The sequence below is a fragment of the Inquilinus sp. YAF38 genome (genome assembly GCF_052113205.1).
Taxonomy (GTDB): Bacteria; Pseudomonadota; Alphaproteobacteria; order DSM-16000; family Inquilinaceae; genus Inquilinus.
On sequence record NZ_JBFRCU010000135.1, the window covers coordinates 1 to 12,647 of the forward strand.

The 12,647-nt window shown below is 70.1% G+C and carries 16 protein-coding genes; 11 read left to right on the forward strand and 5 right to left on the reverse strand.

Annotated features, from left to right (window positions below):
* Positions 1-162, reverse strand: a 162-nt coding sequence (locus AB4Z01_RS34050) for a transposase family protein (protein WP_441700655.1), incomplete at its 3' end; no start/stop codon positions are given.
* Positions 163-235: 73 nt separating this feature from the next.
* Between AB4Z01_RS34050 and paaD the strand changes: the two genes are divergently transcribed.
* Together paaD and paaE are read left to right on the forward strand one after the other, a co-directional pair.
* On the forward strand, positions 236-901 hold the full coding sequence (gene paaD / locus AB4Z01_RS34055; protein WP_441700986.1) for a 1,2-phenylacetyl-CoA epoxidase subunit PaaD: 666 nt from the start codon (positions 236-238) through the stop codon (positions 899-901).
* A gap of 16 nt (positions 902-917) precedes the next feature.
* Entirely contained in the window at positions 918-2,000 is a 1,083-nt protein-coding gene (paaE, locus tag AB4Z01_RS34060; RefSeq protein WP_441700988.1) for a 1,2-phenylacetyl-CoA epoxidase subunit PaaE, read from the forward strand.
* A 382-nt stretch (positions 2,001-2,382) separates the two neighbouring features.
* Here paaE and paaK read toward each other — a convergent pair whose 3' ends face one another.
* From paaK to paaG, 3 genes are read right to left on the reverse strand one after another with little or no spacing between them, the layout of a single operon-like run.
* Entirely contained in the window at positions 2,383-3,684 is a 1,302-nt protein-coding gene (gene paaK, locus AB4Z01_RS34065; protein ID WP_441700990.1) for a phenylacetate--CoA ligase PaaK, read from the reverse strand.
* A 16-nt stretch (positions 3,685-3,700) separates the two neighbouring features.
* Positions 3,701-4,153, reverse strand: a complete 453-nt coding sequence (gene paaI / locus AB4Z01_RS34070) for a hydroxyphenylacetyl-CoA thioesterase PaaI (RefSeq protein WP_441700992.1) — start codon at positions 4,151-4,153, stop codon at positions 3,701-3,703.
* Positions 4,150-4,944 (reverse strand): 2-(1,2-epoxy-1,2-dihydrophenyl)acetyl-CoA isomerase PaaG, encoded by a 795-nt coding sequence (gene paaG, locus AB4Z01_RS34075; protein ID WP_441700994.1) that lies wholly within the window; start codon positions 4,942-4,944, stop codon positions 4,150-4,152. Before paaG ends, paaI begins: the two co-directional genes overlap by 4 nt.
* Before the next feature lie 118 nt (positions 4,945-5,062).
* Here paaG and paaZ point away from each other — a divergent pair, with 118 nt between their 5' ends.
* From paaZ to AB4Z01_RS34120, 9 genes are all read left to right on the forward strand, one after another.
* Positions 5,063-7,090 carry a phenylacetic acid degradation bifunctional protein PaaZ gene (gene paaZ, locus AB4Z01_RS34080; protein WP_441700996.1) on the forward strand — a complete coding sequence of 676 codons (2,028 nt, stop codon included), beginning with the start codon at positions 5,063-5,065 and terminating at the stop codon, positions 7,088-7,090.
* Between the two features lie 80 nt (positions 7,091-7,170).
* A complete protein-coding gene (locus AB4Z01_RS34085) occupies positions 7,171-7,434 on the forward strand; it encodes a type II toxin-antitoxin system prevent-host-death family antitoxin (protein ID WP_441700998.1) in 264 nt (87 codons plus the stop codon).
* Positions 7,431-7,868, forward strand: coding sequence for a hypothetical protein (locus tag AB4Z01_RS34090; RefSeq protein WP_441700999.1), 438 nt, complete (start codon positions 7,431-7,433; stop codon positions 7,866-7,868). The genes AB4Z01_RS34085 and AB4Z01_RS34090 overlap by 4 nt, the downstream gene beginning before the upstream one ends.
* An 87-nt stretch (positions 7,869-7,955) precedes the next feature.
* A complete protein-coding gene (pqqA, locus tag AB4Z01_RS34095; protein ID WP_441701001.1) occupies positions 7,956-8,120 on the forward strand; it encodes a pyrroloquinoline quinone precursor peptide PqqA in 165 nt (54 codons plus the stop codon).
* Between the two features lie 58 nt (positions 8,121-8,178).
* On the forward strand, positions 8,179-9,096 hold the full coding sequence (pqqB, locus tag AB4Z01_RS34100; protein WP_441701002.1) for a pyrroloquinoline quinone biosynthesis protein PqqB: 918 nt from the start codon (positions 8,179-8,181) through the stop codon (positions 9,094-9,096).
* Between the two features lie 13 nt (positions 9,097-9,109).
* Positions 9,110-9,847, forward strand: a complete 738-nt coding sequence (pqqC, locus tag AB4Z01_RS34105; RefSeq protein WP_441701004.1) for a pyrroloquinoline-quinone synthase PqqC — start codon at positions 9,110-9,112, stop codon at positions 9,845-9,847.
* 53 nt (positions 9,848-9,900) lie between these two features.
* On the forward strand, positions 9,901-10,128 hold the full coding sequence (pqqD, locus tag AB4Z01_RS34110) for a pyrroloquinoline quinone biosynthesis peptide chaperone PqqD (RefSeq protein WP_441701006.1): 228 nt from the start codon (positions 9,901-9,903) through the stop codon (positions 10,126-10,128).
* Positions 10,125-11,246, forward strand: coding sequence for a pyrroloquinoline quinone biosynthesis protein PqqE (pqqE, locus tag AB4Z01_RS34115; RefSeq protein ID WP_441701008.1), 1,122 nt, complete (start codon positions 10,125-10,127; stop codon positions 11,244-11,246). The genes pqqD and pqqE overlap by 4 nt, the downstream gene beginning before the upstream one ends.
* A 219-nt stretch (positions 11,247-11,465) precedes the next feature.
* Positions 11,466-12,086, forward strand: coding sequence for a glutathione S-transferase family protein (locus AB4Z01_RS34120; RefSeq protein ID WP_441701010.1), 621 nt, complete (start codon positions 11,466-11,468; stop codon positions 12,084-12,086).
* A 223-nt stretch (positions 12,087-12,309) separates the two neighbouring features.
* Here the strand turns inward: AB4Z01_RS34120 and AB4Z01_RS34125 are convergent.
* The coding region (locus AB4Z01_RS34125; protein WP_441701012.1) for a hypothetical protein at positions 12,310-12,647 on the reverse strand (338 nt) is incomplete at its 5' end.

Consider the following 12,647-nt stretch of genomic DNA (forward strand, 5'->3'; position numbering starts at 1 on the left):
CTCCTCTTCCCGACCCTCGCCGAACTCGGCGATCTCCACGCAGCTCTTGGCCCCGCACAACGTCGCCGCCAGCGCCACGAACAACAGCTCCGCCAGATCGTGCCGGGCGTTCGGGTCGCGCGGATCGCGAACCTCGCGCAGGATTGTGATCAGCGACGACATCGGGCCTCCTCCGCAAGAGAAAGCCTCTACAGAATCGATCTCTCTTCCTCCCGCAACCCCCTCCTTCATTCAAATGCGATTCCCCTGCCCCTTGCGGGAGGGGGGTAGGGGGAGGGGTCTGCGCGCGTCTGCGCGCGAAGAGTCCAAGTCCCCATCGGCTTCGGAGCCGGCCCACCCCGACGCTCCGGCGGCTCGGGCTGAGACAACCCCCTCCCCCTACCCCCCWCCCGCAGGGGGAGGGGGGACTCAAAAAGAAGCGGCGGCGCTTCGCCGGCGCGCCTGGGAGGCCGCGGCGGCCGTGGTCGATCCGGAGCTGCCGGTGCTGACCATCGCCGATCTCGGCGTGCTGCGCGACGTGACGGTGCGCGACGGGCAAGTCGAGGTGGCAATCACACCGACCTATTCCGGCTGCCCGGCGATGAACGTCATCGCGCTGGAGATCGGCCTGGCGCTGGATCGGGCGGGCATCGGCGGCGCGCAGGTGCGCACCGTGCTGTCGCCGGCCTGGACCACCGCCTGGCTGACGCCGGAAGGCCGCTGCAAGCTGGCCGCCTATGGCGTCGCCCCGCCGCAGGACGGCGCCGGCCGCCGCGCCCTGTTCGGCGCCGAGACCGTTCCCTGTCCGCAGTGCGGCTCGGTTCATACCGAACGCCTGGCGGAGTTCGGCTCGACCTCTTGCAAGGCGCTGTGGCGCTGCACCGACTGCCGCGAGCCTTTCGACTATTTCAAGTGCCACTGACGGCCGGGAGCCACCGATGTCCGCCGCCGCGCCGCGCTTCCACCGCCTGACCATCCGCGACCTGCGGCGCGAGACGGCCGACGCGGTCTCGATCGCCTTCGACGTGCCGGGCGAACTCGCCGCCGACTACCGCTACAATCCCGGCCAGTACCTGACCCTGCGCGCCACCATCGACGGCGAGGATTTGCGCCGGTCCTACTCGATCTGCTCCGGCCCCGATGACGGCGAGCTGCGGATCGCGGTGAAGCGGGTCGAGGGCGGCGTCTTCTCCGACTGGGTCAACCGCGCGCTGCAGCCCGGCGACGCGGTCGAGGTGATGACCCCGACCGGCCGCTTCGGCGTGCCCTGCATCCCGGAACGACCACGAATCCATGTCGGCTTCGCCGCCGGCTCCGGCATCACCCCGGTGCTGTCGATCCTGCGCGGCGTGCTGGCGCGCGAGCCGGACAGCCGCTTCTTCCTGTTCTACGGCAACCGCTCGACCGGCGAGATCCTGTTCCGCGAGGCGCTGGAGGAGTTGAAGGACCGCTTCCTCGGCCGGCTCTCGGTGTTCCATGTGCTGTCGCAGGAGGAGCAGGACCTGCCCATCCTCAACGGCCGGCTGGACGGCGACAAGGTGCGGCTCCTGCTGCGGCTGGTGGTGCCGGCCGAGGCGGTCGACGAAGTCTATCTCTGCGGCCCTGAGGCGATGAGCCGGGAGATCGCCGGGACGCTGGCGGAGCTCGGCGTCGGCCCGGAAAAAGTGCATGTCGAGCTGTTCGTCTCCGCCCTCGGCGGCCGGCCGCGGCCGAAGTCGGTCGCGCCGCCGCTCGACGCGCCGAGCCGCATCGCGGTGCTGACCGTCGACGGCAAGCGCCGCGAGGTGCCGGTGGCGGAGGACGAGAGCATCCTGGACGCGGCGCTGCGCGCCGGCATGGACCTGCCCTATGCCTGCAAGGGCGGCATGTGCTCGACCTGCCGCGCCAAGCTGGTCGAGGGCGAGGCGGCGATGGACCTGAACTACTCGCTGGAGCCCTGGGAGCTCGAAGCCGGCTTCATCCTGACCTGCCAGTCGCATCCCAAGACCGACCGGGTGGTGGTCGACTATGACCAGATGTGACCTTGCAAGTGATGACGGGAACCGCAGGTTCTCAGGTTATGCTCTGGTCGTTGCAGGCGGAGAAATCAGCATGACTGCACCGATCGAGGGCCTCCGGAAGGACCGTGACGAAGAGAAGCTGCGAGCCTTGCGTGAGATGCTGAACGCCTCGATCGCGAGGGGTGGCAGCCATACCTGGGAGGACGTTGAGAGAGCCGTCCGGGCACGACTCCTGGCCTTCCAATCATCTCCTGGCAGCAGAAGCGCTTAATCGCGCAGGCCTCTCTTCTTGTCATTGCCGGGCTTGACCCGGCAATCCAGGGGCCGCCCAGAACGGCATCGGTATTCCCTGGATGCCCGGGTCAAGCCCGGGCATGACAGAAAGGGGGCGTTGTCCGTCCGCCTACCCCTTCGGCCGCTTGTCGATCACCCGCCTGGCCTTGCCGGCCGAGCGTTCGATCGTGCCGGGCGGCTGGATCACCACCCGGGCCGAGATCCCGACCGTGTCCTTGATCCGCAGCGTCAGCCGCTCGGCATGGACCACCAGGCCCGCCCCGTCCCAATGCTCCGGCCGGGCCTCGGCCAGCACCGTCATCTCGTCGAGCCGCCCGGGCCGGCTGAGCTCGATGACGAAGTGGCCGCCGCACCAGTCGCAGGCCAGCAGCGCCTCCTCGATCTGGGTCGGGAAGACGTTGACGCCGCGCAGGATGATCATGTCGTCGGACCGGCCGGTGACCTTCTCCATCCGGCGCATGCCGGCCCGGGCCGAGCCGGGCAGCAGCCGGGTCAGGTCGCGGGTGCGGTAGCGGATGACCGGGAACGCCTCCTTGGTCAGGGAGGTGAAGACCAGCTCGCCGATCTCGCCGTCCGGCAGCACGGCGCCGGTGACCGGGTCGATCACCTCCGGCAGGAAATGGTCCTCCCAGACATGCAGCCCGTCCTTGGTCTCGACGCATTCCTGGGCGACGCCGGGGCCGATCACCTCCGACAGGCCGTAGATGTCGGTGGCGTCGAGGGCGAAGGCCTGCTCGATCTCCTGCCGCATCGCATTGGTCCAGGGCTCGGCCCCGAAGATGCCGAAGCGCAGCGAGCTGTCGCGCGGGTCGAGGCTGCGGGCCCGGAAGCCGTCGAGGATCGCCAGCGCATAGCTGGGCGTCACCATGATGATGTTGGGCCGGAAATCGGTGATCAGCTGGACCTGGCGCTCGGTCATGCCGCCCGACATCGGCACCACGGTGCAGCCCAGCCGCTCCGCCCCGTAATGGGCGCCGAGGCCGCCGGTGAACAGGCCGTAGCCATAGGCGACATGCACCATCATGCCGGGCCGGCCACCGGCGGCGCGGATCGACCGCGCCATCACCGAGGCCCACATGTCGAGATCGGCCCGGGTGTAACCGACCACGATCGGCTTGCCGGTGGTGCCGGAGGAACCGTGGATGCGGGCGATGCGCTCGCGCGGCACGGCGAACAGGCCGAAGGGGTAGTTGTCGCGGAGATCCTGCTTGGTGGTGAAGGGGAACTTCGCCAGGTCCGGCAGGTTGCGGAAATCCGACGGATGCACCCCGGCGGCGTCGAAGACCTGACGGTAATGCGGGACATTGTCGTAGGCGTGGCGCAGCGACCAGGCCAGCCGGTCGCGCTGCAGCGCCATGATCTCGTCGCGCGAGGCCCGCTCGGCCGCATCCAGCCCCGGGATTGCCGTCATCGTCCCCTCCCCGTCCTCAGCCTTCGGCCAGCCGGTCGATGAACGACCCGCCGACGGTCCGGGAATGGCCGCGGAACTCCGCGATCACCGTCTCGCCCACCGCGACGCTGACGTCGTAAAGGCCGGAACGGCCGGACCGCGACACCTCCCGCGCCGTCGCCACCAGCCGGTCGCCCAGCGCGCCGGGGCGCAGGAAGGTGATGCTGCAATGCGCCGCCACCGTGCGCTCGCCGCCGGAGTTGCAGGCGAAGGCGAAGGCCGAATCCGCCAGGGTGAAGATGAAGCCGCCATGCGCGGTGCCATGGCCGTTGGTCATGTCGGGCCGGATGGTCATGGCCAGCCGCGCCCGGCCGGGCCCGACCTCCAGGATCTCCATCCCCAGCGCCCGGCTGGCGCCGTCGTCGCGCCACATGGTCTCGGCCGCGGCCTGGGCGACCGCCTCGGCTTCCGCCCCCGTGGTCGCCTTCATTCCGCCCGCCCCGTGAATTTGGCCGGCCGCTTCTCGATGAAGGCGCGGACGCCCTCGGCATAGTCCGGCGTGCGCCCGGCCCGGCGCTGCAGGTCGCGCTCGAGGTCGAGCTGGGCGTCCAGGCTGTTGCCGGCGGAGGCGTCGAGCGCCTGCTTGATCAGCGCCAGCCCCTGGGTCGGCTGGGTGGCGAGATGGGCGGTCAGGGCCTCGGCCTCCTGGCGCAGCGCCGCGTCGTCCACCGCCTTCCAGATCAGGCCCCATTCCTCGGCCTTGTCCGCCGGCAGCGGCTCGGCCAGCAGGGCCAGGCCGCGGGCGCGGGCGGCGCCGACCAGCCGCGGCAGCGCGTAGGTACCGCCGGAATCGGGCACCAGGCCGATCCTGGCGAAGGACTGGATGAACTTGGCCGAGCGCGCAGCCAGAACGATGTCGCAGGCCAGGGCGATGTTGGCCCCGGCGCCGGCGGCGACGCCGTTGACGGCGCAGACCACTGGCTTCGGCAGGGCCCGCAGGCGGCGGATCAGCGGGTTGTACAGCCCATCCAGCGTCGCGCCGAGGTCGGGCGCCTGGTCGCTGGTGGCGCGGTCGTTGAGGTCCTGCCCGGCGCAGAAGCCCCGCCCCGCCCCGGTCAGCAGCACCGCCCGGCAACCGGCATCGGCCTCGATCTCCCCGAGGGCAGCGGCGAGGGCGCGATGCATCGCCTCGTTGAAGGAATTCAGCCGGTCCGGGCGGTTGAGCGTCAGGACGCTCCAGCCGTCGCGGCGGTCGACCAGGACCGTTGGTTCCACGGGCATCCTCCTCCAGCTGGGCCGGTTGCGCCGGGCCTCTTGAATTGAACGATCGATCGGTTAATTCTTAGACCCGCAACCCGGCCTGTCAATCGCCAACCGACCGGGTGATCGGGAGGACGCCATGACCGCCATCCTGCAGAGCTACGCCGAGGACCGCTGGACTGCCCCGACCGAAGGGCTGGTCGACATCGCCAGCGCCATCGACGGGCGGGTGGTGGCCCGGCTGTCGAGCCGCGGCCTGGACTTCGCGGCGATGGTCCGCCATGCCCGCGAGGTCGGCGGCCCGGCGCTGCGCCGGTTGACCTTCCACCAGCGCGCCGACCTGCTGAAGGCCCTGGCGCTGTACCTGTCCGAGCGCAAGGAGCCGCTCTATGCGCTGGCCGCCGACACCGGTGCGACCCGGCGCGACAACCTGATCGACATCGATGGCGGCCTCGGCACGATCTTCGCCTATGCCTCGCGCGGACGCCGCGAGCTGCCGAGCGAGCGCTTCCTGCTGGAGGACGGGGTCGAGCGGCTGTCCAAGGGCGGCAGCTTCGTCGGCGTGCATGTGCTGACGCCGCTGACCGGCGTCGCCGTGCATATCAACGCCTTCAACTTCCCGTGCTGGGGCCTCTTGGAGAAGCTGGCGCCGGCGATCCTGGCGGGGGTGCCGGTGATCACCAAGCCGGCCTCGGCCACCGCCTATGTCGCCGCGGCGCTGGTCAGGCTGATCACCGACTCCGGCATCCTGCCCGCGGGCGCCCTGCAATTCGTGGCCGGCGGCACCGGCGACCTGCTGGACCACCTGACCGGGCAGGACCTGGTGGCCTTCACCGGCTCGATCGAAACTTCGGAAAAGCTGCGCAACCACCCGGCGATCTCGCGCAACGCGGTGCGCTTCGTGGCCGAGCGGGATTCGCTGAATGCCGCGGTGCTGGGGCTGGACGCGGTGCCGGGCACGCCGGAGTTCGACCTGTTCGTCAAGGAGGTGGTGCGCGAGATGACGGCGAAGGCCGGGCAGAAATGCACCGCCATCCGCCGCATCCTGGTGCCGCGGGCGCTGGAGGCGCACGTCATCGCCGCTCTGTCACAGAAGCTGACAAGCCTGGCCATCGGCGACCCGCGGCAGGAGGGCACGCGGATGGGCCCGCTGGTCAGCCTCGCCCAGCGCGACGACGTCCGCGCCCGCATCGCCGAACTGGCGACGGAGGCGGAAATCGTGGTCGGCGATCCGGCGAATGACGGCGCCCCGGGCGGCGCCTTCCTGGCCCCGGTGCTGCTGCGCTGCGCCGACCCCGCCCGGGCGCGCAAGGTGCATGTCGTCGAGGCCTTCGGGCCGGTGGCGACGGTGATCGCCTATGACGACCTGGACCAGGCGGTCGAGCTGGTGCGCCGCGGCGAGGGCAGTCTGGTGGCCTCGGTCTTCACCCATGACGACGCCGTGGCCGAGGCGCTGGTGTTCGGCCTGGCGCCGTTCCATGGGCGGATCCTGGTGGTCGACCGCGACTGCGCCGGGGAGTCGACCGGCCATGGCTCGCCTTTGCCCGGGCTGGTGCATGGCGGACCCGGCCGCGCCGGCGGCGGCGAGGAGCTGGGCGGCATCCGCGGTGTGCACCACTACCTGCAGCGCACCGCCCTGCAGGGGTCGCCGGCGCGCCTCTCTGCCCTGACCCGCACCTGGCTGCAGGGCGCCCCGGCGCCGGTGCCGGCCATCCATCCGTTCCGCCACAACTACGAGGAACTGGCGATCGGCGAGACGGTGGAGACCGCCGCGCGCGCCATCACGCTGGCCGATATCGAGCATTTCGCCGAGTTCACCGGCGACGCCTTCTACGCCCATATGGACGAGGAGGCGGCCAAGGCGAACCCGTTCTTCCCCGGGCGGGTGGCCCATGGCTATCTGATCCTGTCCTTCGCCGCCGGCCTGTTCGTCGACCCGGCGCCGGGGCCGCTCCTGGCCAATTACGGCCTGGACAACCTGCGCTTCCTGAAGCCGGTGTCGCCCGGGGATTCGATCCGGGTGCGGCTGACGGTCAAGCGCAAGACCGCCGCCCGCATGCCGGAATACGGCGAGGTGCGCTGGGACGTCGAGGTGTTCAACCAGGCCGACGAGACCGTGGCGCGCTACGATCTGCTGACCATGAGCGCGAGGCCGGCGGCGGCTTAAGAGGAGAAATGAGATTCTCGGGGTTGTGAGCTATCTGCAGAATTCATATTTTACAGATAGTTCAAAATGGCGAGTGTCGCATGCGTGTCACGACCGCAGACTTCATCAAGCGCTGGGGGGCTCTCGCCGATCGAGCCCTCTCCGAACCCGTCACCATCACCAAGAATGGGCGGGACCGGCTCGTCATGCTGTCGGCCGAGGAGTATCAGCGCCTCAAGAGCCGGGATCGTCGCGTCGTGCGGGTCGAGGATGTGACGGACGAGGATGCCGAGTTGATCGCGAGCGCCGAAGTCCCGGCGGAGCACACTCATCTCGACGCCCTTCTGGATGACAAGCATTCGTGACCTGGCCGACGCCAGCGCCCGGCCTCATCATCCGCTACGCCTATCTCTGGGAGGAGGCTGCCCGCGCCGGCCAGGAGGAAGGCGAGAAGGATCGACCCTGCGCCGTGCTCCTGGTTCATCGTGAAGAAGACGGCCGGACCCGGGTCTATGCGTTGCCGATCACCCATTCGGCGCCGGCCCAGTCGGGTGACGGCGTCGAGATTCCGCCGACCGTCAAAAGGCATCTCGGGCTTGATGACGATCGTTCATGGGTCATTCTGACCGAGGCCAATGTGTTCTATTGGCCTGGACCGGACCTGCGGTTCCCTCGCGAAGAGGGCCCCGCCGGGGCCGCGTATGGATTCCTTCCGCCCAAGCTGTTCCGCGCGATACGGGACCGATTTCTCGAACTACGGACGCAGCGGCGCGCGCGGTTGGTCCCTCGGACCGAGTGAGCTCCGAGCCGGGTCGCCCGCCGCGGCGACAAGAAACGCCTGGAATGGCTCCAAAGTAGTATTCCACTGACGTGTGGAAGGCGCATCATGCTCGTGATGGTCGCGGCCCGGAACCAATCATCGGGTCGTGGCGTCATCCTGAGAGAGCTGACCCTTGATCGGAGGAGCCTCATGAAGCGCTGGAAGACACCGAAGATCCGCGAAATCTCCGTGGGCTGCGAAATCAACGCCTACGCCTGCGCGACCGTGTAACGGACACCCTCCGCCACGCGGCGGATCCGGCGAGGCTGCGGAAAGCGGGGCTGAGACCATGCGCATCGTCGTCCTCGGTTCCGCCGCCGGCGGAGGTTTTCCGCAATGGAACTGCAACGCGCCCACCAGCCGAGGGGTGCGGACAAAGACCTTGCGCGCCAAGCCGCGCACCCAGGCTTCCCTCGCCGTCAGTGCGGATGGCGAGCGCTGGCTGTTGCTGAACGCCTCCCCCGACTTCCGGCAGCAGGTCGCGGCCACGCCGGCGCTGTGGCCGCAGGAGGGGCTGCGGCATTCCCCGATCGCGGCGGTGATCCTGACCAGCGGCGAGATCGACCATGTCGCCGGGCTGCTGTCGATGCGCGAGTCCCAGCCCTTCGCCCTGTGGGCGGCGCCGCCGGTGCTGGCGGCCCTGGCCGCCAACCCGATCTTCGACGCGCTGAGCCCGCGTTCCGTCGAGCGCCATGCGGTGGCGCAGACCGGCCCCTTCCCCATCGCCGGTCCCGGCGGCGGCCTGGGCCTGACCGTCACCGCCTTTCCGGTGCCGGGCAAGGTTCCGCTGTATCTGGAGGGCCAGGCCGGCGGCGACCTGTCCGGCGCGCCGGACGAGACGCTGGGGCTGGAGATCGCCGCCAATGGCATGCGGTTCCACTACATCCCCGGCTGCGCCACGATGACCCCGGCGCTGCGGGCCCGGTTGCAGGGATCGCCGCTGGTGTTCTTCGACGGCACGCTGTGGCGCGACGACGAGCTAATCACCACCGGGGTCGGCACCAAGACCGGCCGGCGCATGGGCCATATGAGCATCGACGGGCCGGACGGCACGATCGCAGCCTTCGCCGATCTCGGCGCCCGGCGCCGGATCCTGATCCATGTCAACACCACCAACCCGGTCCTGATCGAGGACTCGCCCGAACGCGCCGCCCTGGCCGAATCCGGCTGGGAGGTGGCGGAGGACGGCATGGAGATCGCGCTGTGAGGACGACGAGCCGATGGCTGACCTGATGACCCCCGACCAGCTCGAAGCGGCGCTGCGCGCGATCGGGCGCGAGCGGTACCATGACCGCCACCCCTTCCACGCTTTGCTGCATGGCGGCAAGCTGGACCGCGGCCAGGTCCAGGCCTGGGCGCTGAACCGCTACTACTACCAGAGCCGCATCCCGCTGAAGGATTCGGCCCTGATGTCGCGCGCCGAGGACCCGGAGCTGCGCCGCGCCTGGCGGCAACGGGTGGTCGACCATGACGGCGAGCGGGAGGGTGAAGGCGGCATCGCCCGCTGGCTGCATTTGACCGATGCGCTGGGCCTGGACCGCGCCCAGGTGATCGACGGCCGCGGCATCCTGCCGGCCACCCGCTTCGCGGTCGACGCCTATGTCCGCTTCGTGCGCGATCGCACCCTGCTCGAGGCCGTCGCCTCGTCGCTGACCGAGCTGTTCGCGCCGGGCATCATCGGCAACCGCGTCGCCGGCATGCTGGCGAATTACGACTTCGTGTCGCGCGAGGCCCTGGCTTATTTCGACAAGCGCCTGTCGCAGGCGCCGCGCGACGCCGATTTCGCCCTCGACTACGTCAAGCGCGAGGCGCGGCGGCCGGACCAGCAGCAGGACGTGATGAACGCCCTGCTGTTCAAATGCGACGTGCTGTGGGCCCAGCTGGACGCGCTGCACCACGCCTATGTCGAGCCCGGCAACATCCCGCCCGGCGCCTTCGTGCCCGAGGGGCGGCGGTGAGCGCAGCCCCCGACTCCGCGCCCTCCCGCCCTCGGCTCGCGCCCGGGTCGCGGATGCGTTGGGACGAGGCGCGGCAGAGCTGGGTGGTGCTGGCGCCGGAGCGGGTGATCCTGCTGGACGAGACCGCGCATGAGATCGTCCGGCGCTGCGACGGCACCGCCACCGTCGCCGAGATCGTCGCCGACCTGGCCCGCAGCTTCGAGGCCGATCCGGGCGAGGTCGAGGGCGATGTGGTGCTGCTGATCGACGACCTGACGGCCAAGCGGATCCTGGCGCCATGAATCACATCGCCCCCCGCCCCGAACCGCCGCTCGCCGCCCTGCTGGAGCTGACCCATCGCTGTCCGCTGCAATGCCCCTACTGCTCCAACCCGCTGGAGATGGACCGGGCGCGCGACGAGCTGTCGACCGAGGAGTGGCTGCGGGTGATCCGCGAGGCGGCGGAGCTCGGCATCCTGCAGGTGCATTTCTCCGGCGGCGAGCCGACCGTGCGCCGCGACCTGGAGGCGCTGATCCGCGGCGCCCGTGACGCGGGGCTGTACAGCAACCTGATCACCTCCGGCGTCGCCATCGACCGCGACCGCTTCCACGGCCTGGTCGAGGCCGGGCTGGACCACGCCCAGCTAAGCATCCAGGACACCGACGTGCAGTCGGCCGAGCGCATCGGCCATTATCCCGGGGCGCAGCCGAAGAAGCTGGCCTTCGCCGGCTGGGTGCGGGAGGAAGGCCTGCCGCTGACCCTGAACGCCGTGGTGCACCGGCAGAATCTCGACCGGCTGGGCGAGATGATCGACCTCGCCGTCGGGCTCGGCGCCGCCCGGATCGAGGTCGCGCATGTCCAGTACTATGGCTGGGCCCTGCACAACCGCGACGCGCTGATGCCGAGCCGCGAGCAGCTCGATGCCGCCAGCGCCGTGGTCGAGGCGGCGCGGCAGCGGCTGCACGGCGCGCTGGTGATCGACTATGTCGTGCCAGATTACTACGCCCAGCGGCCGAAAGCCTGCATGGGCGGCTGGGGCCGGCGCTTCCTGAACATCACGCCGAGCGGCAAGGTGCTGCCCTGCCATGCCGCCGAGACCATCCCCGGCCTCGGCTTCGAATCGGTGCGCGACAAGCCGCTGGCCCGGATCTGGGCGGCGTCGGACGCCTTCGAGCGTTTCCGGGGCACCGCCTGGATGCCGGAGCCGTGCCGCAGCTGCGACCAGCGCGAGGTCGACTGGGGCGGCTGCCGCTGCCAGTCCCTGGCCCTGACCGGCCAGGCCGACGCCACCGACCCGGCCTGCGTGCTGTCGCCGTTCCACGACACGATGCTGGGCCTCGCCGAGACCGCGGCGCACAGCGAGGCGCCGCCGGATTTCGTCTATCGCCGGATGCGCGGCCCGGCGGAGCCGGTCCGGTAGGGATAGCGCGAGCCTTACCCTCCCAACCGTCATTGCCAGCGCAGCGAAGCAATCCATGGCGCAGCTCGTTCGGGACGATGGATTGCTTCGTCGGCTTCGCCTCCTCGCAATGACGGTGAAATGAGAGGCATCGGGCAACCGGCGCTGTCGATTCCGCCCTCCCCTACGCGACCATAGGGGCGAGGTGATCGACCCGCGACCGGCTCAGGAGGCAGCGCCGTGAAGCTCTATTATTCCCCGAACCTCAACCCGCGCGTCGCCGTGGCCGTGGCGAAACATCTGGAGTCGCCGGTCGAGTTCGTCCGCGCCAGCCCGATGGACCCGCGCTACCGCGAGCAGTTCCGGCCGCTGAACCCGAACACCCGGGTGCCGATCCTGACCGAGGAGGGCCGCGCGCCGCTGTGGGAGACGGATGCGATCGCCTACCGGCTGTCGACCCTGGCGGGCGGCGAGTTCTGGCCGACCGACGAGCGCATGGTCGAGATGCTGCGCTGGGTCAGCTGGGGCACCCACCACTTCACCCGAGCCGCGGACGTGTTCTATTTCGAGAACCTGATCCGGCCGACGTTCATGTCCCGGCCGGCCAACCAGACCGCCCTGGACAACGCGGCCGAGGATCTGGCCGTCTGCGGCCCGATTCTCGACGACATCCTGGCCGAACGCACCTGGCTGGTCGGCGACCGTCCGACCTATGCCGATTTCCGGGTGGCGACCGGCCTGCCCTTCGCCGAGGCCGGCGCCATCCCGGTGACGCAGTATCCCAACATCATGCGCTGGCACGACCGGCTGAACCGGATCGACGCCTGGCGCGACCCGTTTGCCGGGCTGGCGGTGGGGTAGAAGCGCGTTTGGGACAACCGCTGGACGAGACCTCTTTGTATTGCCTCTCCCGCCTGGCGGGAGAGGTCGGGCTCGCGCAGCGAGACCGGGTGAGGGCGGGCCCCGGCCTCGACAAAATCCCCTCACCCGGAGGCGCAAGCGCCTCCGACCTCTCCCGCAAGCGGGAGAGGCAAAACATTCAATGCTCTGGGACCAAGGACACCTTGCGCAACGAACCGCACGCTCAACCCGTATCCGGCGACTTGGGCCTGCGGCGTCCGGGAGCAGCGGAGCGAGGCTCGGGCGGATCCTCCGGATCGTCCTCGCCGTCCTCCGGCGGGATGAAGCCGTAATGCTCCATGGCCTCGTCGGCCATCTCCAGCCAGCGCTCCACCTCCGGCGGGAAGCCCCAGCGCCGGCACAGGGCCGCCACCGCGACCTCCGGCCGGCTGGCTGCGATCAACTCGGCCACCTCCGGCCGCTCCACCCGCTCGCAGACCTCGGCGACGCGGCGGTCGACCTCCTCGTCGTCCTCCGACACCTCGTAGGCGGCGGCCAGCATCGCCAGCTTCACCCGCAGGT